Here is a 26556-nt window from a genome sequence, read left to right on the forward strand (position 1 = left end):
CGGGTGCCGCGCCGAGCGCATTCCGCGGGGTGCGTAACCGATTGTCCTACACCCGGATCGGAGAGCGCCGATGACGGTTCCAGGTTCGTAGACATCGAGATCGCCTCGGAAAGAGACGGTCAGCTAGGGAATGCCTCGTCATTGCGGTCCCGGCACGGCGCCGCGTACCGGACGGCGGTCGGCGCGGACGTGAAGAGCATTCGCGCGGCGTCGGCCGTACGAATCCGCAAACGTCGCTGATAAATAGCTGCGCCGCTGCATATTCTCGAGTCCACCGAATGTATCACTGCTGAACTGCGCTTATGCTCCGATTGGATAACGTGCCCGAAGGATGCTGTATGGGTTTGGCTGGCGTGATACAAACTCGATCCATGTACCGGCCCATGCGATGCCTGGTTTCCCTCCTCGCGGTCTGCGCCGCACTCCTTCCGGCCGCGAAGGCCGCCGCCGACCCTGGCTCACAGATTCTCGACGTTCGGCCGCTGGGCGGGCGGCAGTTCGAAGTCGTCGTGCATTCGGCCGCGATGGACCGTCCCATCACCCTGTGGATGTCGCATCCCGGGGCCGGCGCCCCCGCGCTGTACCTCCTGAACGCGGTGGACGGTGGCGAGGATGGTGGACCGTGGATGCGGCGCACCGACGTCGCGGAGTTCTTCGCCGACAAGCCGGTCAACGTGATCGTGCCGATGGGCGGGCGCGCCAGCTACTACACCGACTGGCTGCACGACGATCCGGTCCTCGGCCGCAATCGGTGGACCACCTTCCTGACCAAGGAACTGCCCCCTTTGCTGGAATCCAGGTTCGGGATGAACGGACGTAACGCCGTCGCCGGCACGTCCATGTCGGCGACGTCCGCGTTGAACCTGGCGATCGGTGCGCCGGGCATGTACCGCGCGGTCGGCGCGTACAGCGGATGCCCGCGCATCAGCGACCCGGTGTCGCAGGCATACGTCAACTCGCAGCTCGCGGTATTCGGCGCGAACGCGAGCAACATGTGGGGCGGGCCGGAGGATCCGGCCTGGGCCGAGCACGATCCGATGGTGCAGGCGGAGCGGCTGCGCGGCGTGGCGCTGTATATCTCGTCGGGTTCCGGCGTCGCGGGCGAGCACGAGACGCTCGATGACACGGGTATCGAGGGCAACCCGATCCGGCTGCTGGATCGGATTTTGGTCGGCGGTCTCATGGAGACGGTGGTCAACGGATGCGCCCGCCCGCTGGTAGACCGGCTGGAGTCCCTAGGCATCCCGGTCACCGCCAATTTCCGTCCGGCGGGCACACACGCCTGGTCGTATTGGCAGGACGATGTGCACCAGTCCTGGCCGCTGTTCGCCGCGGCGCTCGGCGTATAGCGGCGAACCTGTCGTACCCGAGGTGGACAATCCCGCCATGGCATACGACGAGGAACTGGCCGAGCGAATCCGTGAGTTGATCGTGCCGGGGCCGGAACTCACCGAGCAGCGGATGTTCGGCGGCCTGGCGTTCCTGATCGGCGGCAACATGGCGGTGGCGGCCAGTGGCCGAGGCGGCCTGCTGGTCCGGGTCGACCCGGAGGAGGGGGAGCGGCTAGTCGGCGCCGCGGTCGAGCCCATGATCATGGGTGGTCGCGAGATGGTCGGCTGGCTTCGGGTCGACCCAGCGGCGGCCGACGACGACGAAGTGCTGCGGGAGTGGGTTGGGCGCGGCATCGCCTACGCCCGGACCCTCCCACCGAAAAGGGCGAAGAAATAGCGCGTCAGGGCCGGACCTGGCGGCGGAAGGTCACCCGGTCGAACTCGCGGCCGTACTCGTCGACCGCGACCACGTCCATCTCGCTGGCGAAGACGCCGGGGCGCACGTCGACGCGCAGGAACGAGTAGTTCCGGAAGCGGACCCGCGACCATGGTGCGGCCTCATCCTGCTTGCCACCGTCGGGCGTCCAGACATAGCTGTTGGGCACCGTGGTGTCGGGCAATTCATTGCCACGGAAGGACTCCAGCGAACCGGGTTGGAAGTCGTAGCGCGGGCGTCCGCCGCCTCCGACGGTGTAGTAGACGGTCCCCTCGGTGTCGGGGTAGACGATCGAGTTGTCGCCCGCGACTTTCGTCGCACTCCCACCGCGGATCGGATCGGTGCGCTCATAGACGTGGTTGTGGCCCTGCAATACCAGATCCACCTGGTACCGGTCGAACAGTCCGACCCAGGCGTCGCGCACCCCGCCGTCGCTGGCGTGCGCCTCGGTGGTCGAGTAGGCACAGTGGTGGAAGAAACAGACGATGAAATCGATGTCGCGATCGGCGCGGTAGGCCGCGAGCGTGCGCTCCACCCAACTTGTCTGCGTGCCAACGGAATAACCGGTGTTGGCACGGATCTCGTAGGTGACGTCGTTGGCATCGAGCGAGAGCACCGCGACATTGCCGTAGGTGAACGAATACGCCGAGGGGCAGCCCGCCGGACCGTTGCCCGGAGGGTCGAGTCGCGCGAGATGTCCGCCGTAGCCGTTGTTCCCGTACGTCGCTTCCATGTCGTGGTTGCCGGTGGCGAACATCCACGGCGTCTGCGCGGCGCTGACCTCGATGGCGCCGAAATAGACATCCCAGACATAGGGGTTGTACTTGTCGAACCCGCTCACCGGTTGTGCTTCGTGGCCGACGAATTGACCTGGTTTGCCTGCGCCGGAGGGGTCGGCGTAGGCGATGTCGCCCGCCAGGATGTGGAAATCCGGCCGGGCCGCCGCGATCTGGCGCAGCACGTTGTCCGCGTGGGAAACGGTCGGATCGTTGTCGGCTTTGTAGTACTTGTCGTCGTAGTCGCCCGCGGCGACACCGTCCGGCAGCCCAGGAGTCGCGTCGGTCCCCTGGTCGCCCATCATGGTGAAGCGGAACGGCAGGATTGCGGCCCGTCCGGTCGGCATCGCCGGTGCGGCGGCGCGGATGTCGCCGACGAATCCGTCGGAGGTCCGCCAGCGGTAGAAATGCGGCACTCGGCCGGGCAGGCCGTCCACCGGGGCGTGGACGTAGAACTGTTCCGCCGCGAGGACTCCGCCGTCGGCCGTGGGCACCTGAGTGAGCAAATTGCGCACTTCGGCCTCGACTGTCGCGCCCAGGGCAGGGGAGGGGCCATGATCGAGGTACACCGTGGCGCCTGCCGGTCGCCGGGACAATTGGCCGGCGAAGCGCAGCTGGCTCGCGGCGTCCTGCCCGTATCCGACATGTCGTCCGCCGACCGCGAGCGGGGCGTCCTCGGCGTAGGCGCGCCGGCCGAACGGCGAAACACCGACCGTGGCGACGGCGGCGGCCGCGGCGGCGCCCCGCAGGATGTTGCGCCGCGACACCGGATGGCGGCGCAGATAGGCGCGGTGCCACTCGTGTTGTTCCGTCATTGTCATATCGGCGGCGAGACGGCCAGGGATTCCGGTGTCCGGAATGTCGCCTGCTGGGTTCAGCGGAGTGGACGGCATACCGCCGATGCTGTACGGACTGAGCATTTTCAGCAACTTGACCAGCACCGTGTGCGGGAATAACGGATCAACCGCGCCCGTCTGTGTTTGTTACCACTGGATAGCTCCGGACAATCCGCGCAAACATCACAAAACCCTGATTCTGGACCGGTTCTCGCTCGGGTGACGGATTCGGCGCACCGCTCGAGTTTCCGGCGCCCGGTCATGAGCTGTTCCTCGAGCGCAGTCGACAGGTGGTCATCAGGGGGCAGAACAGCAGCCATCACACTGCGCTCACCGAGCAGCCGGGGCGTCAGCACCACAACGTATTTGGACCAGGAACTAGGCTGCGCGGATGGCGATTTTCACCCGTTCCGCCGTCGCGGTGGCCGTGCTCGTCGGCTCGCCGGTGCTGGCGGCGAACGCTCACGCGACCCCAGGTAGCGACATCACCGCGGTCACCCTCAGCCAGGCGCAGATTCCCGCGGGACTGCTCCCCTTCGTCGCCGGCACCGACTTCGTCGTCCGCGAGATCACCATCGGCCCCGGCGGTTCCACCGGCTGGCACCACCATGACGGCCCGGTTTTCGGATTCGTCCGCGCCGGTACCCTCACCCATCCCGGGCCCGAGTGTGACGCGCCGGTCTACCGAGCGGGCGATTTCATCTTCGAGCCCGCCGGCGAGTGGAACGTGCACATCGGCCACAATCTCGGCCGCGAACCGCTGATCCTCGACGTGGTCTACGCCCCACCCACCGGAATGCCGCTGTTCGTGGACGAACCCGCGCCGCCCTGTGCGTAGTTGACGTTCGCGCACCATCGGCCGCCATCGCCCGCGCGGGGAGAGGCACGGAGCCCGTGTTGCACCAGCGATTGTGCGAGGTTCGGAAGAAAGTTCGCGAAATGTGTCGAACGCGCACCGACAGTTCCGACCAACGGGCGACAACAGGACACACACCGACAGAGGAGCACATCATGTCCGTCAACACTTTCTTCTGGTTCGACGGCGGCGCCGAGGAGGCCGCTGCCCGCTACACCTCGGTGGTGCCGAACTCGCGGATCGTCGATATCGCGCGCAACTCCGACGGGTCCGCGTTCATCGTCTCGATCGACCTGGACGGTCAGGCGATCACGCTCATGAACGGCGGCCCGGACCACCCGCTCACCGAGGCGGCTTCGCTGCAGATCGTCGTGGACACCCAGGACGAGGTCGACCGGCTGTGGGATGCCCTCACCGCGGACGGTGGGAAGCCAGGTCCCTGCGGTTGGCTGACCGACCGTTACGGTCTGTCCTGGCAGGTGGTGCCCTCCGTGCTGCCGAAATTGATGAGCGGCGCGGACTCCGCCAAGACCATCGCTGTCGGCACCGCACTGCGCGGCATGTCCAAACTCGACATCGCGGCGCTCCGGGACGCCTACGACAACGCCTGACCCGGATGGGGACCCGCCCGGCCCGCGCATTCCGCTCCCGGGTGGGTCTTCTCGCGCACCGCCGCCGCGGTCACTCAGCGGGATCCACGTCCGCGAACGTGTCGACCCAGCGATGGGGCGGCCGTGGCGGATTGGGCTCGCCGGCGCGGTCGAGACCGACGACCCGCCAGCCGGCCGCGACGGCTGCGTCGAGCTCATCCGGGTGGTCCGACAAGAACAGGATGCGTTCGGCCGGGAGGCCGATCGCGCTCGCGATCTTCGCGTACGAGGACGGTTCGCGTTTGCCGCCTGCCGTTGTCAGGTCGAAATATCCGCTGATCAGCGCGGACAGGCTGCCGCCGCGCGCGAAGGCGAACCAATCCTGTTGATTGCGAACCGTTCCCGAGGAATAGACATACAGCGCAGCGCCCGCGGCATGCCATGCGGCGAGCGCGGGCGGCACATCTGCGAAGAATTCGCCGTGCAGCGCGCCGCCGCGGAAGCCCTCCGCGCAGATCAGGCCCTGCGCGGTCTTGAGCGGTTCGGCCTTCACATCCGAATCGAGCCAGGTGCGCAAGATCTCGGCGATCTCGGCCGTATCGGCGTTCGGCCGCCCCGCCAGTCGCCTGGTCGCGGCGAGGATCGGCGCCGCCGCCGCGGAGCCGTGCTCGGCCAGCCAGGCCGCAAGCCGTTCTCGGGTGTAGCCGTACAGGTCCTCGCGGACCGAACTGGTCGGACTGGTGGTGCCCTCGATGTCGATGACGACGGCGCCGATCACGGCGCGGTCAGCAGCTCGTCGAGGGTCGGGAAGCCCGCGCTGATTCGGTCGCCGGTGAAATCGCCGACCCAGCCGTCCGCCTCCTCGAAGAAGCGGATAGCGATGAAGTCCGGGCGGGCGCCCATGTCGAACCAATGCAGCGTTCCGGCGGGCACCGAGAGCAGGTCGCCGCCCTCGCACACCACAGCGAGGACCTCGCCGTCGAGGTGCAGGTAGAAGCAGCCGCGGCCGGCGGCGAAGAAACGCACCTCGTCCTCGGCGTGCCGGTGCTCGTCGAGGAACTTCTCGCGCGCGCCCTTGGCGACCTGCGGCCATTGCGGGTCGGCGTCGTCGGGATGGATGCGGGCGACGTCGATGTGCTGGTAGCGCCCGGACTCGTTCAGCTCGGCGACCTCGGCGGCGTAATGCGCGAGCAGATCATCGGAGGAGCGAGACGCGGCGTCCTCCACCACCGGCCAGCGGCCGAAGGTGATGCCGTGCCTGGCCAATTCGGTGCCGATCAGCTCGTCGTCGGTCGTACGCACACGCACGTCGGCCGCATTGCCGGCGGCCATCACCTGGAGCAGGGTCATGTCAGTCCAATCTCGAGAACATCCGCACGAGTGCCGAACGCCGCCGGGCTGCCGGTGTGCGACACCAGCTCACACAGCGCTTCCAGACATTCGGCGCGATCGCGCGCCTGCGAGAGATTATCCCCCCACGCGGTGATCCCGTGGCCCGCGATGAACAGGATCGGGGCAGCGTCGGGGTGGTCGAGGAGATAGCGCTCGATGTCCGCGCCGATCCGCGGTACGTCGGGCCAATTCGGGAACACCGGGATGTCGATGGCGGCCGGATCGGCGCCACCGAGCCCCTTGATGAGCTCGTAGTCGGTGATGCGCACGGTGCCGACCGTGCCGGGAACGGCCGAACGGGTGGCCAGTGCCGTGGCGTACGGCGGATGGATGTGCACCACGGCCCGCGCCGGGCCGGTCCGGTAGACAGCGGTGTGAATCGTGGTCTCCGCCGAGGGACGACGGCCGCGGTCGGACACCGCCGCCGAGTCCTCGACGCGGACGGTGACCATATCGTGCTCGGTGAGTTCGCCTTTGGACAAACCGCTTCCGGTGACAACGGCGGTCTCGCCGGTGCGCACCGAGATGTTGCCCGCCGTGCCTGGCATCCAGCCGCGCTGGTAGAGCTCGCGTGCGAGGTCGGCGATCGCCGTGCCGGGCGCGGGATCCGAGCGATGGACCACGCCGCGCTCGGTGATCACCGCCGTCACCAGGTCTCCCGGTGTCACGTCGAAGGCGGGATTGAAGACCTCGGTGTCCACGGGAGCCGTTGCGACGCCGGCGAATCCGGTTATTTCGGTCGCCGCGCGCTCCTCGACGACGATCTCGCGGCCGGTGGCCATCGTCAGATCGCGGGTCGACTCCGGGGCGACCACGAGAAACGGGATGCCGTGGTGGCGGGCCGCGAGTGCCAGGGCGTAGGTACCGATCTTGTTGGCGACGTCGCCGTTCGCCGTCACGCGGTCGGCGCCGACCAGGACGCAGTCGACCTGACCGGTCGCCATCGCCCACGCGGCGGCGGAGTCGATGGTCAGCCGATGCGGGATGCCTGCCTCGGCCAGTTCCCAGGTGGTCAGCCGGGCGCCTTGCAGCAGCGGTCGGGTCTCGTCGACCAGGACGTGTTCGATCGCGCCGCGCTCGGACAGCACCCGCAGCGCGCCGATGGCGGTGCCGAACGCGCTGGTCGCGAGCCTTCCAGTGTTGCAATGGGTCAGCACGCGCAGCGGCCGGCGGGGGCAGAGTTCTTGCACGAGGTCCGCGGCATTGGCCGCGGCGGCCCGGTTCACCCTGCCGTCCTCGGCGAGCATGGCGAGCGTTTCGGCGAGCACCGCATCGGTACCCTGCGCCACTTTTGCCCGGACGCGCTCGACTGCCCAAGCCAGGTTGACCGCGGTCGGGCGGGCCTTCGTGATCCGATCGGCGTCGGCCAGTACCGCCGGTTCGTCGAGCACCCCCTCGGTGGTGTGCGCCGCAGCGGCGATGACGACGCCGAACGCACCCGCGATGCCGATGGCGGGCGCGCCGCGGATGGCCAGTGTCTTGATCGCGTCGATCACCTGGTCGACCGTGCTCAGGCGCAGTTCGCGCACTTCGTGCGGCAGTCCGCGCTGGTCGATAGTGACCAGCGCACCATCCTCCCAGGTCAGAGAACTGTCCTCCATCCGGCCATCCTTCATCGCGTCGAGCCTTGTTGTGCCTGGTCAACGGTATCGGACGGCGCTCGATGGGCGAAAGTCCCGTCAGGTGGTGGTCCCGGATGCCTCGGCGCGCAGTTTCGCGGCGCGTTCGCGCGGGTCGTAGTGCGGGCCGACGCCCTCGATCAGCAGTAGGTCGCCCTCGATGTGGTCGGCGCGCAGCGGCAGGATCGCCTGATAGGCGGCCGAGTGGTACCACTCTCGGGCCTCGGCCAGGTCAGGGAATTCGATCAGCACCATGCTGCCCGGCCAGGCGCCCTCCAGGACTTCGGTCGGCGGTCCGTGGATGACGAATCGGCCGCCGAACGGATCGAGCGTTGCCTGGATTCGCTGTAGATACTCGAGGATGTCGGTATGCGGTGTGCGACTGCGCAGGTGGGCGAAACCATAAGCGGGCATGGGATTCCGTTCCTCGGTCCGATGACACCGAAGGGCATCGAACCGAACCTAGGCCCGTGCGGCCGTGGGTCGCAATTACCTCTCAGGTAGGCGCCACATCACCGAATCGGCGCTGTCACCTGTGTGTTTCGCGTCGAGGAGGCTCGCGGCGAGCGGCGTGCACCCGACGGTCGGTTCGGCCGACGAATCCGTGTCGGCCAGAAGATCGTTCGACAATCGGCATCGGCGGGTCCGCACGACCGCCGCCGGCCCCCGGGGAGGACGGGAACCGGCGGCGGAGGTGGCGCAGATCAGTTAGTGGCCGAGGCGGCGGTCCTGCTCGCCGCGCCGTTCGGGTGCGTCCGACTGGCGCTGGCTGCCCTGCCGGCGGCCTTCGTTCGCGTCGGGCATGCCCTGCTCCTGACGCTGTTGCTGCTGTTGCCTCGGCATCTGCTTCGGCATTTTCTTAGGCGCTTTCTTAGACTTTTCAGCCATCTTCCACTCGGTCCTTTCCGGGTGATTGATATTCGCCTAACAAAACACACGATAGCGACCGGATATCAGTTGTGGAAGAGGACCGGAAAAATATGGGCTGTAGCGGCCATCCATGCTGGTAGACAGCCTATTGATGGTGAGATTAGATAAGGAATCGGGACGTGTGGGCGGCGTATAGGTTCATTGTGTGTCGAAAACGTCGACGGGCTCGACGATTCTCGGTTTCAGTGCGGTCAGGCGACATCCGGCGGGTGTTGTGCGCGAAGTGCTCGACCGCAGATATTTGAACGGCATATTCGGGATTCGAAAACCGGGTGTGGTCGGGGCGGTGCGGCGCGGAAGTGTCTCTGTCGCACCGGCGCGCACCGCGGAGCGATCCGATCGGCAAGCGCCACGGCCACTTTCGTCAGCGCATCGCGTCACTGCGCGGCCACCGACTCTGCGCCCGCTGGATCAACACGTAAGCCGGGCGAATCCATCCCTCGTTCGGGGAATCGCACAAGCCTGCCCGCTGTGCTGACGAGCACATATTCCGGTTTACGCACGGAGACGAGCGCCAGGTGCGTGGCGTTGGTGGTCGTGTTCTGGGTGCTGCCGCGCTCGACCTCGGTGGGAGAACTGCCCGCGGGCTTCGGTGCACCGCACAGGATGTGTTGGAGGAGCCAGAAGTTCGTCGGCTCGCTGGGCTGGGTGGGTTCCGGAGGATTGGATTCGAACGCTTGCACCGGTCCAACGGTGCGGACCAATACTTTTCGCGTGGCGTGGTCACCTTGTGTTGATCACGGTGTTGTAGATGACCGATGCGTCGTCCGGTCAGGAGCGTGCGCGTGCCCAGCTCGACGCGGTGCTCCGCTGCCTGCCTGGACTCTCGCGCGTGCTTCCGGCATGTCGGGCCAGGTGAAAAAGTACACGTCGACGTATGAGAACTCGGCACACGGGCCGCTGCGCGGGCGTGAAAGCACCCGGTACACAACTTCCACGTCCAAAACGCCGGACTTGCAACGGTTGCGGCGCGAGATCTACTACCCGACCGTCGACCGGCATCCCGCGATGGCCCAGCAGCGACCTCAGCGGCGCAGTGGGAGGAATTCGACGATCGCGTCGTCGACGGCATGCTCCCCGACAACGACCAGGCCGTCGCGGTCGATCAGGCCACCGAGGTGGGCGGTCCGGGTGGCGGGGTCGCCGACCCAGCCACCCTCGTCGGCGACGCGGACCGGAACGATGCGGGGAATCGGGCCTGCGACAGCGGCCGCATTGCGCAGCGGACCGCGCAGCGGACGGGCGGGAACCGCGCCGGTCCTACCCGTCACGATGGCGGGCGCCATGGTCATCAGGGCCGCGACGGCCGCGAACGGGTTGCCGGGGAGGCCGAGGACGGTGGTGCCGGAGGCGAGTTCGGCGATTACGGTGGAGCCGCCCGGGCGCAGCCGCAGGCGCCGCACCAGAATCCGGGCGTCGGCGCGGGCCAACGCCGCCCGCAATTGATCGGCGGCGCCGCCGCCGGTCGCGCCGACGACCACCAGCAGATCGCGATCCGGCGCGTCGGCCAAGAGTTCGTCGAAGCCGTGCGGGGTATCGCGCAGATGCACGTGGTCGGTGCTGCGAATGCCATACCAGGACAACAGGTCCGGCAGGATCGGTCCGAGCGAGTCGCGGGTCTGGCCCGCCTGTAGTGGCCCCTCGCCACGGATCTCGTCGCCGGTCATGACGATGCGCGCGCGCACCGGGCCGCGCACCAGAGCGGTGGTGACCTCGACGCTGGCCGCCGCGGAGACCAGCGCCGCGGTGACCGGAGTGCCTTCGGGCGCGACGAGATCGCCGATTTCACGGTCTTCGCCGTGATGGCGGATGTCGTCGCGAAGCGGGGTGTCCGGCAGCCGGTGGAGGGTGTCGTCGGCGGTATGGGCGAACTCGTCGCGGAGCACGCCGGTGGTGCCATCCGGCACATGTGCGCCGGTCGCGACCCGCACGGCCTCGCCGGACACCAGTCCGACCGGACGCTGTCCACCCGCGAAGCCGATATCGCGCCGCAGCCGCCACGGGCCGTTGCCCGCCACCGCGTAGCCATCCATCGCCGACACGTCGAAGCGGGGCAGTGGCGCCGCGGCCGTCAGCGGTCCCGCGAGCGTCGCGCCGCTGACCGAGCGCAGGTCGGCCGGATAGGCGGTGAGTCGCGACAGCGCGCCACGCACAATGTTTCGTGCCTCGTCGAGGTCGACCGGCAGGTGTCGGCGCGGCGTGCCGACCGCCGCCCTGGCCCGCCGCACCTGCTCCTCGGTGTCGCAGTCGGTGACGCCTGGCAGCGCGATGATCGCCGAATCTGCCGGAACGAGTGCTTTCATCGGCTGATTGATCAGCGAGTCCAGCCCGTCCAGCGCGGCCACCAGCGCGGAGCGTCGCCACACCCCGATCAAGTACTGGGGGCGTCCGGACTCGTCGGCCGCGAACACCGCGTCCGCGCCGGATTCGGTGCAGTGTCGGATGAGTTCACTCATCGTCCGCCCCGACACGAACGGCAGATCTGCGGCGAGCACCAGCACCAACGGCGCGGCCGCGCCGAGCGCGCGCAGGCCCGCGCCGAGCGCGGACACCGGCCCCGACCCCGGAGGCACCTCGGTGACCTGTCGGATCTCCGGGGGCAGCTCGGGACGATGCGGTCCGACGACCACGGTGTGCGCGCAGCAGGCCACCGCGGCCAGCGCCGCCTCGAGCATGGAGCGGCCACCGATGACAATCGCGGGCTTGTCCACGCCGCCCATCCGGCTGGCCCGTCCGCCCGCGAGCACGATCGCGTCGGCGGCAGTCACACGCCACGACCTAGGTACACCATGGCGACATGCTAAGTCGTCGCTACCAGGAGGGCGGGCAGCGGATGGCGCCGATCACGTGGTCGACCAGTCATGCGCCAGCCAGCGCAGGCGGAACTCGTTGGTCTCCGGGTCGGTGAGCGCCAGGCAGTTCACACGGTCGGAGTCGATCGGGGTCGCACCGGCGGCGCGGAGCCGGTCCAGCTCGGCGGCCTGGTCAACGGCCGGAAACGCGGCGAGATCCAGGGACAGCCGGCACCGGCCGGGACTCGGCTGCGCGCTGTGTACGAACTCCAGCCAGGAGCCGAGTCCGGTCGCCGAACGCAACCCGGTCAGCCGCGCGGCGTGGCGGGTCACCGGCCACCCCGACGCGGCCGACCAGAAATCGGCGAGGCGTACATGGTCGCGCGTGTCGACGACGATGGCCGCCACGGCGCCGGCGTCCACGTACTCCGCCCTCGGCTCCAACACACAGAACTCGTTGCCCTCCGGATCGGCGAGCACCACCCAGGGGACCACGCCCTGGCCGATGTCGACGGGATGCGCGCCGAGTGCCAACGCCTGGTCCACCTGGGTGCGTTGATGGTCGAGTGAGCGGCTGGCCAGATCGAGGTGTAGGCGGTTCTTGCCGCGCTTGGCGCGCGTCGACGGCAGGAAGGTGAGGGCGAGTTCCGGGCTGTCGGGGTCGGGTGCCGCGACGTCCACTTGGTCGGGCCGATCGAGAGTTACCGTCCAGCCGAGTAGCTCAGCCCAGAAGCCCGCGACGGACCGTGGCCGGTCCGCGTCGAACACGACACATGCCAGGCGGGTGGACATGAAATCCACGGTACTGGGCGCGGCTCGATCGGGACGGCTTTCGACCGGGTGTGAATCAGCGCGCGGGCGTATCGGGGAAACGAAAGCGCGCGGCGGGCAGATCCACTCGTCCATCCCGGACCGGAACGCCCTCCTCGACGAGTAGGCGTAGCTGGCGGTGGGCCAAGTGCGCGGCGGGCTTGCCACCCGCGCCGATCACCCGATGCCAAGGGAGGTCGGCAGCGTCGGTGCGCATGATCCAACCGACCGTGCGCGGCGTGGACAGTCCCGCGGCCATGGCGATGTCGCCGTAGGTGGCCACGCGGCCCGCGGGGATCGAGGCGACCAGGGCACGTACCTGCTCGACCTGGGCATCGGTGGTGGCCACCGGTTACAGCACCGAGCGCACGAGTTCGCCGGTCTCGACCGGATGCGCCTGAGCGACCATGTGATCGCTGTTCCATTCGAGCACGGTCGAATTCGGGCCCAGGTGCGCGACGAGCGCCGCGCGGAACTCCGGTGTGACGAACGGCGGATCGACCTTCATCGCCTGCACCAGCACCGTCGGCAGGTCGGCGGGTGGCAGCACCCACTGACGCGCCAACTGCCCCCAGTAGGAGTTGATCGCGGGCAGACTCACCCGCCACCCGAAGCGCCCGTCCGTGCGGGACATCAGGTGCTCGGTGAGCTCGGCCTCCAGTAGCCGCGGCGCCACGTCGCCCCAACCGGTGTCCAGTTTGTCCTGGCGAGCCTGCTCGACGCTGTCGTAATCGGCAGATACCAGGGTGGACAGCGCGATCTCGTTGAGCCATTCCGGTGCCAGCGCGATGGCCGGGTCGAGCAGGACGAGCGCGCGCACCAGTTCCGGATGATGGTGGGCCAGATGCAGCGCACACGCGCCGCCGAACGAGTGCGCCAAGACAACCACCGGCCCGTCGGCCTCCGCGGTGAGCAATTCGACCAGGTCGGCGACGATGGTCTCGAAGTTCCACGGCGGCAGCGCCGTCGAGCCGCCGTGTCCGCGCAGGTCGGGCGCCAGCACGCGCAGGTCGGGCAGTTGTCGGGTGGCCAGGTCCGCCCAGCGTCCGCCGTGACCGGTGATGCCGTGTAGCGCGAGCACCACCGGCGCTGTCGTCGGACCGAATCGGTGCACATTCAAGGCAGACACCGGTCCATTCTGGCCTGCGCCGGAATCGGTCGCAGAGCGAGTCGCGCCGAGCGGGGTACCGGCGTGTCGGTCGTGTCTGTTGCAATAGCCCGCGTGGTGCGATCGGATGGCGCGGTGCGACTTGTTCGCCGGAATGTGGTGGCGCCCCGGCCGCGGGTCTGGGGCGCCGAGGTCCGGGCGCTGGTGGATGCCGCGACCGAGGCGGGGCCGTCGCGCCCGGGATGGCAGGCCTGGCAGGTGCTCGGCGGACCAGGCACGGGTAAGACGGCCTTGCTCGTCGATGTCGCCGCCGCGCGCATCGCGGCCGGGGTCGACCCCGAATCGGTGCTGGTACTTGCCCACTCGAAGCAGGCGGTGCGCGCCCTGCGCGACGCGATCACCCAACGGCTGGCCGGGCCGGAACCCGGCGCCGCCGGCGGGGTGCCCGGCGCCACTCGTGAGCCGCTGGTCCGCACGCTGCACTCGTACGCGTTCTCCGTCCTGCGCCGGCAGGCGACAGCGCACGGCAACCCGCCGCCACGTTTGCTCACCGGTGCCGAGCAGGACGCGGTGCTGCGCGAGATGCTGCGCGGCGACTTGGCCGACATCGCGGACGGCGCGCAGGGGCTGTGGCCGGAACGGCTGCGGCCCGCGCTCGCGCTCGGTGGGTTCGCCGAGGAGTTGCGCGACCTGATGCTCCGGGCCACCGAACGCGGTATCGGCCCGGAAGATCTGGTGCGGCTCGGGCGCGAGCGCGCCAGGCCGGAATGGGTGGCGGCGGGCAGGTTCGCGCTGCGTTACGAACAGACGATGCTGCTGCGCTGGTCGGTCGGTGTGACGGCGCCGGAGGCGACGGCGCCCGCGCTGGATGCCGCCGAACTGGTCGGCGCTGCACTGGACGCGCTTGCCGCCGATCCGAATCTGCTGGCCGCCGAGCGCGCCAGGATCAGGTACCTGCTGGTCGACGATGCGCAGCACCTCGACCCGCAGGCGGCGATCCTGGTCAAGGCGATCGGACGCAGCGCGCGAACCACGGTGATAGCGGGGGATCCCGATCAAAGCGTCTTCGCCTTCCGCGGCGCCGACGCGGGCTTTCTCGCCGACCTCGACGCACCGGACGGGCAGCGCATCGTCTTGCGCGACAGTCATCGATTCACCGGCCAGTTGCGACTCGCGGTCGCGCGGATCGCGGCGCGCTTGCCCGGTAGTGCGCCGCATCGTTTCGTCATACCGCACCGCGCGGTCGAACCGGGGGACGACGGCACCGAGGTCCGGGTTCGGGTACTCGCCACTCCCGCGAAGGAGGGTGCGCTCATCGCCGACCATTTGCGCCGCGCGCACCTGACCGCCGGGGTGCCGTGGTCGCGGATGGCGGTGATCGTGCGTTCGGTGCCGTTGTCCTTGGCGCCACTGCGGCGCGCGCTGCTCGCGGCGGGGGTGCCGGTGCAGCAGCCCGCACTCGATACGCCGCTGGCCCGCAGGCGCGGCGCCGCCTGGATGTTGCTGTCGCTGCGCGCGGTGCTGGCGGCCGACGACGCGCGCGGGCGCGGCGCGCCGGCGGTGTTCGAACCGGAGGACGCCCTCGATCTGCTGGCCGGCCCACTCGGCGGCGCCGACCAGATTGCGTTGCGCCGGTTGCGGCGTGGCATCCGGCGTGCGGCACTCGACGTGCAACGCATCGGGTCGAAAGCCGCACCGATGTCGGACGACGCCGAGTCGGATACCGCCGGACAACCGCCGGATCGCGGCGGGGAGATCGATCGCCCTTCCGCGCAGGTGCTGCGCGACCTGCTGATCGGGATCGGTGAGCAGGCGATTCTGGACCGCCTGACCGAGGTCGAGGCGGCGCCGCTGCGCCGGGTGCTCGACGCGCTGGAGCGGGCGCGCAAGGCACATCGGCGCGGCGCCGGCCTGGAGGATGTGCTGTGGGCACTGTGGACCGGTTCCCGGTTGGAACGGCGCTGGGTGGCTCAATCCGGGCGCGGCGGGGCGGTCGCGATGCAGGCCGACCGCGATCTGGACGCCGCGGTGGGGCTGTTCGACGCGGCCGCCGCCTATGTCGACCGGCTGCCGCGCGCGAGCATCGAGGGCTTCGTCGACTACCAGAGCAGGCAGGAGATCCCGAGCGATGCCGCGGCACGCACCCCGGCGGGGGACGCGGTCGCGTTGCTGAGCGCACACGCCGCCGCGGGCCGCGAATGGGATGTGGTCGCGGTCGCCGCTGTGCAGGAGGGAATTTGGCCCAACCCTCGTTCGCGCGGCACCATACTGCGCACGGAGGATCTGGTCGATCTCACCGCGGGCGTGGCCGATGCCGGCGAGCGGGTGAGCCGCGTGGCGCCGATCCTCGCCGAAGAGCGCAGGTTGCTGCTCGTCGCGTGCAGCAGGGCGCGGCGGTCGCTGCTGGTGACCGCCGTGGAGTCGGTGTCGGGGGAGCGCGACCTGGTGCCGTCCCGGTTTCTGGCCGAATTGCTCGGGCATGACGAAGACGACGCTGCCGGCGCGACCGGCGCGGTTGCGGTGGTCGATCCCGGCCGTGCCCTGGTGATGCACTCGCTGGTGGCCGAATTGCGCGGTGTGGTCTGTGATCCCGAGTCCGACACGCAGCGCAGGCGCCGCGCCGCGCACCAGCTGGCGCGGCTCGCGGACGCGGGTGTGCCCGGCACCCATCCCGACGACTGGTACGGCACCGCCGAACTCAGTTCGGCGCGTCCGCTGTGGACCGACGACGACGGCGCGGTGGGGCTTTCCCCCTCCACTGTCGAGTTGCTGCGCACCTGCCCGCTGCGCTGGGCGCTGGAACGCCACGGCGGCACCGATGGCGACAACCGGCACGCCGTGCAGGGCAACCTGGTGCACACACTGGTGCAGGCCCTGGCGGGGCAGGTGTCCGACGCCGAGGTGCGCGCGGCGCTGGACCGGACATGGCGCGCGGTGGATCCCGGGTCCGGCTGGCATTCCCGGCAGGAGTTGCGCCGCACCGAGGCGATGCTGGAGACCTTCCTGTCCTGGGTCCGCACTACTCGAGGCGAACTCACCCAGGCCGGAGTGGAGGTGCCGGTCGACTGTGTCTTGCCCGCGCGCACCGACGGCGAACGGGAGGTGCGGATCAAGGGGCGGGTCGACCGTCTGGAGCGGGATGCACTGGGGCGCTTCGTGATCGTCGACGTGAAGACCGGGAAGACGCCCGTGACCAAGCAGGCCGCCGTCGATCACGCCCAGTTGGCGACCTACCAGGTGGCGGCCGCGATGGGTGCGCTCGATGTCGCGGACGGATCCGAGGTCGCCGTGGACCGAGCCGAGCCGATCGGTGAGCCCGGCGGCGCACGCCTGGTGTACGTCGCCAAACCGAGTAGCAAAGAGGGTGCGGCGCAGCGTATGCAGCCCGCGCTGGACTCCGAGGCGATCGACAAGTGGCGCACGACGATTCACGAGGCCGCCGCGGCCACCCAGGGCCCGAACTACCTCGCCGTGCGCAACGACGGGTGCCGCCACTGCGCAGTCGCGGGCAGCTGCCCCGTACAGGACCGTGGAAGGCAGGTGACCGACGAGTGAACGAGCCGACCGCGGGTGCGCCGTCCCCCGCGAAGGCGCGGATCGCTGGGGAGGCGCGGTCGTGACCGGCCTGGTGACACCGCACCAACTGGCGGAGGCGCTCGGCCTGCCGCCGCCGACCGCCGAGCAGGCTGCCGTGATCGCGGCGGCGCCGGGTCCGACGCTGGTGGTCGCTGGCGCTGGCGCGGGCAAAACCGAGACGATGGCCGCGCGCGTGGTGTGGATGGTCGCGAATCGGCTCGTGCGGCCCGACGAGGTGCTCGGGCTGACTTTCACGCGTAAGGCCGCACAGCAGTTGACCGCCCGTATCCGCACCAGGCTGGCCCGGCTCGCGGGCGCCCCGCTGCTGCGTGAACTCGACGTGACCGGCCGGCTGCGTGCCGAGCTCGCTGGCGCGGAGCCGGAGATCAGCACCTATCACTCGTACGCGGGCAGGTTGCTCGGCGAACACGGACTGCTGCTGCCCGTGGAACCCTCGGCGACGCTGCTCACCGCGACCCAGCTCTGGCAGTTGGCGCACCAGGTAGTTCGTGGCTGGGACGGCGACTTGGACACCGATCGCACGCCGGTGTCGGTAACCGAGGCGGTGCTGGCGCTGTCCGGGCAGTTGGCCGAGCATCTGGTCGAGGCAGAGCAGTTGGCCGAGGCGCACACCGAGCTGGAGAAGCTGGTGCACACGCTGCCCGCTGGTCCGCGCCAGCGGGGCGGGCCGAGTCAGACACTATTGAACATTCTGCGGGTACAACGCGAACGGGTCACCCTGCTGCCGCTGCTGCGCCAACTCACGGATGCGCTGCGCCGCCGCGGCGCACTGGATTTCGGTGCACAGATGTCGCTTGCGGCGCGGCTGGCCGCCGAGCATCCCGAGGTCGCCGCCGCCGAGCGTGCCCGTTTCCGGTTGGTTCTGCTCGACGAATACCAGGACACCGGCCATGCCCAGCGTGTGCTGCTCGCCGCACTGTTCGGGGGCGTGCCCGAGGCCGCGAATTCGGAGGTCGAGCCCGAAACGCCCCGAGGCGCCGACGCGGTCCGCCCTTCCGAACCGTCGGCGTGGTCCGTGCCGAAACATGAGGACACGCTGCTGTCCCGCGCTGATACCGAGGACCAGCTGGAACCTCCGGACGAGCCGCGCAGCAGACCACTCGCCGTGACAGCGGTCGGCGACCCGATGCAGTCGATCTATGGCTGGCGCGGCGCCTCCGCGGCGAACCTGCCCCGGTTCGCCACCGACTTCCCCAGCGCGCCGGGGATTCCCGCCCCCACGCTGCCGCTGTTGACCAGCTGGCGCAATCCGCCGGAGGCGCTGGCACTGGCGAATCTGGTAGCGGAACCATTGCGGCGCACCGCGATCGAGGCCGGCGGTGTGACCGTCGACGCGCTGCGCGCCAAGCCTGACGCGGGACCGGGTGTCGTGGCGTCGGCGCTGACCGACACCATTGCCGCCGAACGCGAGTGGGTAGCCGAGCGGATCGCGGCGGAATGGTCGGCTCGGCGGGCGGCGGGCCGGGAGCCACCGACGTCGGCGGTGTTGGTGCGGCGCAACGCCGATGCCGCGCCGCTCGCGGAAGCGCTTCGCGAGCAGGGACTTCCGGTGGAGATTGTGGGGCTCGGTGGTCTGTTGGCTACACCGGAGGTGGCCGACATCGTCGCTACGCTGCGGTTGATCGCCGAGCCCGGGGCAGGCAGCGCGGCTGTGCGAGTGCTGACCGGCGCACGCTGGCGTATCGGCGTCGCCGACCTCGCCGCCTTGGCCCGCCGGGCCAGAGACCTGTCGATCCGTCATCCGGTCTCCGGGAACGCGGCCGAGATCGCCGATCGTGCGTCGCTGGACGCCGCGTTGCGCGAGGTGGCGCCGGAACCCGCGGAGCAGGCCGGGCTGGCCGACGCGATCGCGGATCCCGGTCCGGCCGGGCAGTATTCGGTGGCCGGATTCGCCAGGATCCAGGCGCTGGGTCGGGAGTTGGCCGCGTTGCGCGAGCGCAGTGGGCAGCCGTTGGCGGAGTTGGTGGCCGATGTCGAACGCACCATCGGTGTGGGGGTGGAGACCCAGGCGCGTCGCGCCATGGCGGGTACGGGCGCGGGACGCGAACACTTGGACGCGTTCGCCGAGGTGGTCGCCGGATATGCCGCGGACACCGGGGTTTCGCTGGGCGGGCTGCTCGCGTTCCTCGCCGCGGCGGAAGAAGTCGAGAACGGGCTGGAGCCGGGCGAAGTGGAGGTCGCCCGGGATCGGGTGCAGGTGCTGACCGTACACGCCGCCAAGGGCCTGGAATGGGAAGTCGTCGCGGTCCCGCACGTGGTCGGTGGTGTGTTTCCGTCCAAGGTCGGTTCCGGCACGTGGCTCGGCGCACTCGCCGAGCTGCCGACGACGCTGCGTGGCGACCGCAGACAAGACGACGCCGCCGAAGGCGTCCCGGTGCTCGACCTCGCCGACCTGTACGACCGCGCGGACCTCGACCGCGCGATCACAGCGCACAAGGAGGCGCTGGAGCGCCGCCGGATCGACGAGGAGCGCCGCCTTTTCTATGTAGCGCTCACCAGAACCGAACGCGTCCTTCTCGTTTCGGCCCATCACTGGGCCGAAACCGGAACGTCGCCCAAAGGGCCGTCGGACTTTCTCCTGGAGCTGAAGCGCGCGGGGGAAGACCCCGACAGTCCCGCGTACGGCGTCCTGGAGGTCGCCCGGTGGGACGACCCACCCGCACCGGACGCGGTCAACCCGTTCACCGACAACCCTGCTGCCGCGCACTGGCCACGCGACCCGCTCGGTCCCCGTCGCGACCCTATCGAGCAGGGCGCCGCGCTGGTCCGCGCCGCGCTCGCCGAACTCCGAACCCACCCCGCCGCCACGGTGTCCGCGGCGCGGGAACCAGGAGTGCGCGGCGTCGGTCCGGATCGCCGTGCGCAGCAGCCCGTCCTCGACGTCGGCGACCCCACCGCGTCCACCGCTGCCGACATCGAGGAATACCCGGACGCAGCTGAGCCCAGCAGCGCCTTCTCCGACTACTATCCGCCGGACGACGAGTATCCCCCGGACCAGATGGACGAGTTCGCGGAAGTCCCCGACATCTCCCTCGCCACCGCGGAATACGCCGACCCGTTCGCGGATATCGAACCGGACTATGGCGCGGACCTGCCCCCTGACCTGGCGGCGGAGTATCCAGCGGCCGACGATCGGGCGTTCGACGCGCATTTCGCCCACCCGCCGGAGAATCCGGACGATCCCGAAGGCTGGGCTGCCGATGTCGACGCCCTGCTCGCCGAACACCAGGCCGTCGCGGTCGCTGCCGAAGCGGTGGAACTCCCCGGCCAGATCGCGGCGACGGCCATGGTCGAGCTGCGTGCCGACCCGGCGAGACTCGCCGCCCGTCTGCGCCGACCGCTGCCGTATCCGCCGAATCCGTTGGCCCGCCGCGGCACCGCGTTCCACGCCTGGGTGCAGCGCTGGTTCGGCGCCACCCGCCTCCTCGGCCTGGACGAATTGCCCGGCGCGGCCGACGGCGGTACGGCCGACGCGGGCCTGGACGCCGAGTTGACCGCCATGCAGGATGCGTTCCTGAACTCGCCGTGGGCCAACCGCAGCCCGATCGAGGTCGAGGTCCCGTTCGAGACCTCGATCGCGGGCACCGTGATCCGCGGGCGAATGGACGCGGTGTTCGCCGAACCGGGCGGCGGCTGGCTCATCGTCGACTGGAAGACCGGCGCCGAGCCGACCCCCGCCGAGGAACCTGCCGTCGCCATGCAACTGGCCGTCTATCGCCTGGCCTGGGCTCGGCTGATGGCCGCCCGCGAGGGCCGGCCCGAGCAGCAGATGCTGGACCGGATCGGCGCCGCGTTCCACTACGTGCGTACCGGGCGCACCATCGCGCCCGCGACGCTGGCCGGTCCGGCCGAACTGGCCGAGCTGATCACAGCAGCCGCACCCGTCGACCCACCGCAAGCGGCGACCGAATGATCAGTGGGTCCGCGGCGGCGAACTCGCGCGCCGATCCGATCCTGACCAGCGGTGGCACCATCTTCGGCACAGCACGTCAACGGTGAACTGGGCGTCCGCCGAGAACACCGAACATGAACAGCAGCGCGGCGAGGGTCCCGCCGATACCACCGATCCCCCGGCGCCGCGCCGCCCACGATATAGGGCTACCTGGCGCGCGTCCGGTGCGCTACGGCTCTGGCGATGGCATGGGTTTCGCCAGCAGCTACTTCTATGCCGCGGTCTACCAAGCGATCCGGCCTTCGAACCTGATCGCGAAGGAGCATGGCGCTGCCTCGGCGGGTTTCCCGAATCGAAGTACGCCATCGTTGAGCACTTCGACCCGTACATCGAGCAGGTGTGGGAGACGAAGACCGAGCCGATACGTCAACTCGTCGCCGCCGGCGTGCACATCCCGACCGAAGCAGACTGGCGTGAGCTGAGGCACCGTACGCCGTGGTCAGGTCCCGCCCAGATGACAAGCGACATCATCGAGTCGATGGAATGGACCAACCCCCGACACCCCGCAGGCCAGCACGGCACCTCGAGCCCGGCGACGATGATGTGACCGGTCACCACGCCGTCGACGTCGAACGCATCCCACCAGCACCCCTCCCTTTCTCCCTCCTCCCACTCCGCTCCCACTCCGCTCCCACTCCGCTCCCACTCCGCTCCCACTCCGCTCCCGTTTCCGAGTGAAGCGAGACCGAGCATTCCCCGTTCGCGGCCCGGTTCGCGTCCGAGCGGTCGACGCGCCCGCGACGAAGTCGCAAGCGGCGGTCGCTCGGACGCGAGTCACACAGGGGCCGCGAACCCGCAGCGCCGCAGGCGCTGCAAAGACAAACACAGTAGGCTCCCGTGCTGTGCCGGAGGGACGAGGAAGGTCGGGGTTGACCGACGCGAGCGGCGAGATGGTGGGTGTGTTCGGTGTTCGGTGATCGGACGCGCGGGATCGGGGTGGCGGGCCGCCCGGACTTCGCGCTGGTCGGTGTGCTGCGGATCCCGGAGATTCAGACGAGTCCATGGATTTCGTTGACCCGGAGGGTGTTGTTCGCGACCGGCCTGCTGTTTCTGGCCGCGCTGGTGGTGTATCTCGGTCGCCACGGGTATCACGACAATTCGGGTGACGAACTGTCCTTCCTGGACGCGCTCTACTACGCGACGGTGTCGCTGTCGACCACCGGATACGGCGATATCGCTCCGGTGACCGCCGAGGCGCGTCTGACGAACATCATCATCATTACCCCGCTGCGGATCCTGTTCCTCATCGTCCTCGTCGGAACCACGCTCGGCGTGCTGACGGAACGCTCCCGGCAGGCTTTCAAGATTCAGCGATGGAGGCACAGCGTGCGCAATCACACCGTGGTCGTCGGATATGGCACGAAGGGCCGGACCGCGATCGACGCCATGCTCGGTGACGGCGTGCAGCCTGCCGACATCGTGGTGGTCGACACCGATGTCGTCGCGCTGGAGGCCGCCGCGAACGCTGGACTGGTCACGGTGCACGGCTCGGCCACCAAGTCCGACGTGTTGCGGCTGTCCGGTGTGCAGAATGCCTCCTCGGTGGTGGTCGCCACCAATCGCGACGACACAGCGGTGCTGGTTACTCTGACCGCCCGCGAGTTGAACAAATCCGCCAAGATCGTGGTCGCGATCCGGGAGGCGGAGAACACCCACTTGGTGCGCCAGTCGGGCGCCGATTCGGTGGTGGTGTCCTCCGAGACTGCCGGACGGTTGCTCGGCATCGCGACAACTACGCCGACGGTGGTGGAGATGATGGAGGATCTGCTCACCCCGCAGGAGGGTTTCGCCGTCGCCGAACGTGAGGTCGATTTCGCTGAGATCGGCGGTTCGCCACGGCATCTCAGCGATCTGGTGCTCGGTGTTGTGCGCGGTGGTGAGTTGATTCGGGTCGGGGAGCCGGAGGTCGACGCGATCGAGGCGGGCGACAAACTGTTGTACATCCGCCGTTCGGGCAAGTGACACCGGCGCGAGCGGGACGGTAACTCGGGCGCGATAGTCTCGAAGCGTGCCCGCATTTCAGCTCAATGGCGTTCCTCTGCTGTCCCGTTTCGTAGTCGACCGGGCCGAGGAGATCCGCGGCGATGCGCAGGCGCTCGAGAAAGGTTGGCGCGAGGCGCGACTGTTGCGGGTCAACCCGCGCGGGCAGGTGCGTTTCGAGGACGGCGCGCTGGTCATGGACGCGGCCGTCGATTTGTCCGCCGAGCCGAGCCCGTCCGCGGTCTTTCTCGGTGTCGAGGACGGGATCCACCTGTGGGCGGTGCGTGATGCGGAACTCGAGGGACAGCTGACCGATCTTCGGGCGCTGGCGGGTGGCGGTGTCGACGACCGCACCGCCGGGTTGCTCTCGACCGCGATCGCGCTGCTGAACTGGCACGACAAAGCCGGTTTCCACGGCGCGGATGGCACGTTGACCGTCTCGTCCAAAGCCGGTTGGTCGCGGGTCGCCGAGAGTGGTTACGAGGAATTTCCCCGCATCGACCCCGCGGTGATCTGTCTGATCCACGACGGCGGCGAGCGGGCGCTGCTCGCACGGCAGCACAGCTGGCCGAACACGTTGTTCTCGCTACTGGCCGGTTTCGTCGAGGCCGGGGAGTCGTTGGAGCGCTGCGTTGAGCGGGAGATGCGTGAGGAGGTGGGTTTGGATGTGCGTGAGATCAGCTACTTGGGTAGCCAGCCCTGGCCGTTTCCGCGCTCGCTGATGGTCGGCTTCGCGGCGGTCGGCGATCCCGATCAGCCGCTGACCTTCTCCGACGGGGAGATCGCCGAGGCACAGTGGTTCACGCGCGCCGAGGTACGGGAGGCGCTCGCCGTGGGCGACTGGTCGGCGCGGGGCGAGGGACAGCGTCTGTTGTTGCCCGGCTCGATCTCCATCGCGCGCACGATCGTCGAATCCTGGGCGGCGATCGACTGAGTTCCGCGCGCGGGCTGTTGGGCCCGCGCGACGGCTGATCAGGACAGTGCGGCGAGAGTCTGCTTGACGACCACGAGTGACGGGTTCGTCGCGGTCGACCCATCGGCGAACTTCACTGTCGGCACGACGTGGTTGCCGCCGTTGACACTGCCGACGAACTCGGCGGATGCCGGATCTTGCTCGATGTCGATCTCGGCGTAGCTGATACCGGCCTCGTCCAGCTGTTTCTTGAGCCTGCGGCAGTAGCCGCACCAGGTGGTCGAGTACATCGTCAGGTCAGGAGTCACGTCAGTCACGGACGGTGCAACGCCGGACGGCTGCCGACTGTTCCACCTCGAACTGTGTCGAACGCGAAATACGCCGCCCCGAGCGGGCGCCACGGCGGCACGGTGCGTGTCGGTGGACCCTGACATGATGGACCGCGTGCCCGCACTCGACCTCGCCGCCCTCGATCCGGAGCAGGCTGTGGCCGTGCGTGCGCCGCGTGGTCCGGTGTGTGTGCTCGCGGGCGCGGGCACCGGCAAGACCAGGACTATCACCCACCGCATCGGCTATCTGGTGTCCGAGGGGCACGTCCGGGCCGACCAGGTGCTCGCGGTGACGTTCACCGCGCGCGCGGCGGGGGAGCTGCGCAGTCGCCTGCGTGCACTGGGTCTCGGTGGCACGGCGACCCAGGTGCAGGCGCGCACGTTTCACGCGGCCGCGTTGCGGCAACTCACCTACTTCTGGCCGCAGATCGTCGGTGACGTGCCGTGGCGGCTGATCGATGGCAAGTTTCCGATCGTCGCGCAAGCGGCGAGGCGGGCGGGCCTGTCCACGGCCACCGAGAGCGTGCGCGATGTGTTGAGTGAAATCGAGTGGGCGAAGGCCACGCTGATCGCGCCGGAAGACTACGCGGCGGCGGTCGCCGTGCATCGGCGCGAGCCGCCCTACGACGCGATGCGGGTGGCCGAGGTCTACTCGGGCTACGAGAAACTCAAGGCGACACCGGACGGACTGCTGCTGGATTTCGACGATCTGCTACTGCACACCGCGGCAGCGCTGGAGGACTATCCTGCGGTGGCGGACGAATTCCGCGGCCGTTACCGCAGTTTCGTGGTCGACGAGTACCAGGACGTCACACCGCTGCAGCAGCGCGTACTCGACGCCTGGCTGGGTGACCGTGACGATCTCACCGTGGTGGGCGACGCCAACCAGACGATCTATTCGTTCACCGGTGCCACTCCGAGTTACCTGCTCGACTTCTCCCGCCGCTTCCCCGAGGCCACGGTGGTCCGCCTGGAACGGGACTATCGCTCGACTCCGCAGGTGGTGTCGCTGGCCAACCGGGTGATCGGGGTGGCGCGCGGCCGGATCGCGGGCAGCAGGCTGCAGTTGATCGGACAGCGTGCCGATGGTCCAGAGCCGGCGTTCGCCGAGTACGACGATGGTCCCGCCGAGGCTGCCGCGGTGGTCGGGGCGATCGAGCGGCTGCTCGAGGCGGGTACACCGGCCGCTGAGATCGCCGTCCTCTACCGCATCAACGCCCAGTCCGAAGGCTACGAGCAGGTGCTCACCGAGCGGGGCATCCCATACCAGTTGCGCGGTGGCGAAGGTTTCTTCGTGCGTGCCGAAGTCAGGCAGGGGGTGCGGGCGCTGCGGCAGGCCGCGGCCCGTGATGATCTGCCCGAGCAGGCTCGCCGCGGTACCGCCCTGGTTTCGCTGGTGCGCGCGGTGCTCGCCCCGGTCGGTCTCACCACCACGGAGCCGGCGGGCGCTCAGGCGCGGGAACGTTGGTCCTCGCTGGTCGCCCTGGTTCGGCTGACCGAGGAACTGGTCGGCCACGACGACCAACTCGATCTGCCCGGGCTGCTGCGCGAACTCGCGATCCGCGCCGAGGCCAGGCATCCACCCACGGTGCAGGGCGTCACGCTGGCCTCGTTGCATGCCGCGAAGGGCCTGGAGTGGGACGCGGTGTTTCTCGTCGGTCTGTCCGACGGCACCATGCCGATCGCGCACGTCCTCGCCGATGACGGCTCGGTCGCCGACGCGGCCGCCCTGGAGGAGGAGCGGCGGCTGCTCTATGTCGGCGTCACCAGGGCGCGGGAGCATCTGCGACTGTCCTGGGCGCTGGCCAGAAACGAAGGCGGCAGACGATCCCGGCGGCGCTCGCGGTTCCTCAACGGTCTGGTGCCCGACGACTCGCCCGCGTCGCGTGTCGCCGCGCCGGCTACCGCCCCCGCGTCGAACGGTGTCCGCCCGACCTGCCGGGTCTGTGCCAAGCCGCTGATCGGCACCTATGCGACCATGCTCGGCCGCTGCCGTCGCTGCCCGGCCGAGCTGGACGCCGAACTGCTTGTCGCACTACAGGAGTGGCGTGCGGAGAAGTCAGCGGCGCAGCAGGTGCGCGAGTTCGTGGTGTTCACCGACACCACGCTCACTGCGATCGCCGAACAACTGCCCGCCGATGATGCTGCGCTGGCCGCGATTCCCGGTATCGGTGCGAAGAAGCTCGACCGATACGGCGCCGACGTTCTCGCGATAGTCGCGTCCCGGCTCCGATCGACATCACAAAACCGCAGGTAGAAAATAGGTTGTCGGCATCGCCGATCTTGCATATTGTGAGAGCACGCACCGG

General features: G+C 69.3%; 22 protein-coding genes. 10 read left to right on the plus strand and 12 right to left on the minus strand.

Annotated features, from left to right (window positions below):
- Positions 1-371: 371 nt before the first annotated feature.
- The gene (locus AB0C34_RS00925; protein WP_357066001.1) at positions 372-1349 is read left to right on the plus strand and encodes an alpha/beta hydrolase family protein; all 978 of its coding nucleotides are present in this window, start codon (positions 372-374) and stop codon (positions 1347-1349) included.
- Positions 1350-1386: 37 nt separating this feature from the next.
- A complete protein-coding gene (locus AB0C34_RS00930) occupies positions 1387-1728 on the plus strand; it encodes a TfoX/Sxy family protein (RefSeq protein WP_357066004.1) in 342 nt (113 codons plus the stop codon).
- 4 nt (positions 1729-1732) lie between these two features.
- Here AB0C34_RS00930 and AB0C34_RS00935 read toward each other — a convergent pair whose 3' ends face one another.
- Positions 1733-3436, minus strand: coding sequence for a metallophosphoesterase (locus AB0C34_RS00935; RefSeq protein WP_357068382.1), 1704 nt, complete (start codon positions 3434-3436; stop codon positions 1733-1735).
- A 334-nt stretch (positions 3437-3770) separates the two neighbouring features.
- Between AB0C34_RS00935 and AB0C34_RS00940 the strand changes: the two genes are divergently transcribed.
- Both AB0C34_RS00940 and AB0C34_RS00945 read left to right on the plus strand, forming a co-directional pair.
- Positions 3771-4217 carry a cupin domain-containing protein gene (locus tag AB0C34_RS00940; protein ID WP_357066007.1) on the plus strand — a complete coding sequence of 149 codons (447 nt, stop codon included), beginning with the start codon at positions 3771-3773 and terminating at the stop codon, positions 4215-4217.
- 173 nt (positions 4218-4390) lie between these two features.
- A complete protein-coding gene (locus AB0C34_RS00945) occupies positions 4391-4846 on the plus strand; it encodes a VOC family protein (RefSeq protein WP_357066009.1) in 456 nt (151 codons plus the stop codon).
- A gap of 70 nt (positions 4847-4916) precedes the next feature.
- On the opposite strand, the gene mtnC is transcribed toward AB0C34_RS00945, so the two are convergent.
- From mtnC to AB0C34_RS00995, 10 genes are all read right to left on the minus strand, one after another.
- Positions 4917-5603, minus strand: coding sequence for an acireductone synthase (gene mtnC / locus AB0C34_RS00950; RefSeq protein WP_357066011.1), 687 nt, complete (start codon positions 5601-5603; stop codon positions 4917-4919).
- Positions 5600-6175 carry a cupin gene (locus tag AB0C34_RS00955; protein WP_357066014.1) on the minus strand — a complete coding sequence of 192 codons (576 nt, stop codon included), beginning with the start codon at positions 6173-6175 and terminating at the stop codon, positions 5600-5602. The genes mtnC and AB0C34_RS00955 overlap by 4 nt, the downstream gene beginning before the upstream one ends.
- Positions 6172-7818 (minus strand): S-methyl-5-thioribose-1-phosphate isomerase, encoded by a 1647-nt coding sequence (gene mtnA, locus AB0C34_RS00960; protein ID WP_357066017.1) that lies wholly within the window; start codon positions 7816-7818, stop codon positions 6172-6174. The genes AB0C34_RS00955 and mtnA overlap by 4 nt, the downstream gene beginning before the upstream one ends.
- A 78-nt stretch (positions 7819-7896) precedes the next feature.
- A complete protein-coding gene (locus tag AB0C34_RS00965; RefSeq protein WP_357066020.1) occupies positions 7897-8250 on the minus strand; it encodes a DUF1330 domain-containing protein in 354 nt (117 codons plus the stop codon).
- 294 nt (positions 8251-8544) lie between these two features.
- Complete coding sequence (locus AB0C34_RS00970) at positions 8545-8724, minus strand: hypothetical protein (RefSeq protein ID WP_357066023.1); 180 nt, start codon at positions 8722-8724, stop codon at positions 8545-8547.
- A 419-nt stretch (positions 8725-9143) separates the two neighbouring features.
- On the minus strand, positions 9144-9449 hold the full coding sequence (locus AB0C34_RS00975; RefSeq protein ID WP_357066026.1) for a hypothetical protein: 306 nt from the start codon (positions 9447-9449) through the stop codon (positions 9144-9146).
- 342 nt (positions 9450-9791) lie between these two features.
- The gene (locus tag AB0C34_RS00980; RefSeq protein WP_357066029.1) at positions 9792-11534 is read right to left on the minus strand and encodes an NTP transferase domain-containing protein; all 1743 of its coding nucleotides are present in this window, start codon (positions 11532-11534) and stop codon (positions 9792-9794) included.
- Positions 11535-11609: 75 nt separating this feature from the next.
- On the minus strand, positions 11610-12350 hold the full coding sequence (locus AB0C34_RS00985) for a VOC family protein (protein ID WP_357066030.1): 741 nt from the start codon (positions 12348-12350) through the stop codon (positions 11610-11612).
- A gap of 55 nt (positions 12351-12405) precedes the next feature.
- Positions 12406-12717, minus strand: coding sequence for an MGMT family protein (locus tag AB0C34_RS00990; RefSeq protein ID WP_357066032.1), 312 nt, complete (start codon positions 12715-12717; stop codon positions 12406-12408).
- A gap of 3 nt (positions 12718-12720) precedes the next feature.
- Positions 12721-13497: an alpha/beta fold hydrolase gene (locus AB0C34_RS00995; protein WP_357066035.1), complete on the minus strand. Its 777-nt coding sequence runs from the start codon at positions 13495-13497 to the stop codon at positions 12721-12723.
- Between the two features lie 183 nt (positions 13498-13680).
- Here AB0C34_RS00995 and AB0C34_RS01000 point away from each other — a divergent pair, with 183 nt between their 5' ends.
- From AB0C34_RS01000 to nudC, 5 genes are all read left to right on the plus strand, one after another.
- A complete protein-coding gene (locus AB0C34_RS01000; RefSeq protein ID WP_357068384.1) occupies positions 13681-17031 on the plus strand; it encodes an ATP-dependent DNA helicase in 3351 nt (1116 codons plus the stop codon).
- A 61-nt stretch (positions 17032-17092) separates the two neighbouring features.
- Positions 17093-20986, plus strand: coding sequence for an ATP-dependent DNA helicase (locus AB0C34_RS01005; RefSeq protein ID WP_357066038.1), 3894 nt, complete (start codon positions 17093-17095; stop codon positions 20984-20986).
- 82 nt (positions 20987-21068) lie between these two features.
- On the plus strand, positions 21069-21572 hold the full coding sequence (locus tag AB0C34_RS01010) for a hypothetical protein (RefSeq protein WP_357066041.1): 504 nt from the start codon (positions 21069-21071) through the stop codon (positions 21570-21572).
- A 359-nt stretch (positions 21573-21931) separates the two neighbouring features.
- Positions 21932-22987 (plus strand): NAD-binding protein, encoded by a 1056-nt coding sequence (locus tag AB0C34_RS01015; protein WP_357066044.1) that lies wholly within the window; start codon positions 21932-21934, stop codon positions 22985-22987.
- A 46-nt stretch (positions 22988-23033) separates the two neighbouring features.
- The gene (gene nudC, locus AB0C34_RS01020; RefSeq protein WP_357066047.1) at positions 23034-23939 is read left to right on the plus strand and encodes an NAD(+) diphosphatase; all 906 of its coding nucleotides are present in this window, start codon (positions 23034-23036) and stop codon (positions 23937-23939) included.
- Positions 23940-23977: 38 nt separating this feature from the next.
- Here nudC and AB0C34_RS01025 read toward each other — a convergent pair whose 3' ends face one another.
- Positions 23978-24208, minus strand: a complete 231-nt coding sequence (locus AB0C34_RS01025) for a mycoredoxin (protein ID WP_357068386.1) — start codon at positions 24206-24208, stop codon at positions 23978-23980.
- 142 nt (positions 24209-24350) lie between these two features.
- Between AB0C34_RS01025 and AB0C34_RS01030 the strand changes: the two genes are divergently transcribed.
- Positions 24351-26504, plus strand: a complete 2154-nt coding sequence (locus AB0C34_RS01030) for an ATP-dependent DNA helicase UvrD2 (RefSeq protein WP_357068388.1) — start codon at positions 24351-24353, stop codon at positions 26502-26504.
- Positions 26505-26556: the final 52 nt, after the last annotated feature.

The sequence above is a fragment of the Nocardia sp. NPDC049220 genome (assembly GCF_040647855.1).
Taxonomy (GTDB): Bacteria; Actinomycetota; Actinomycetes; order Mycobacteriales; family Mycobacteriaceae; genus Nocardia.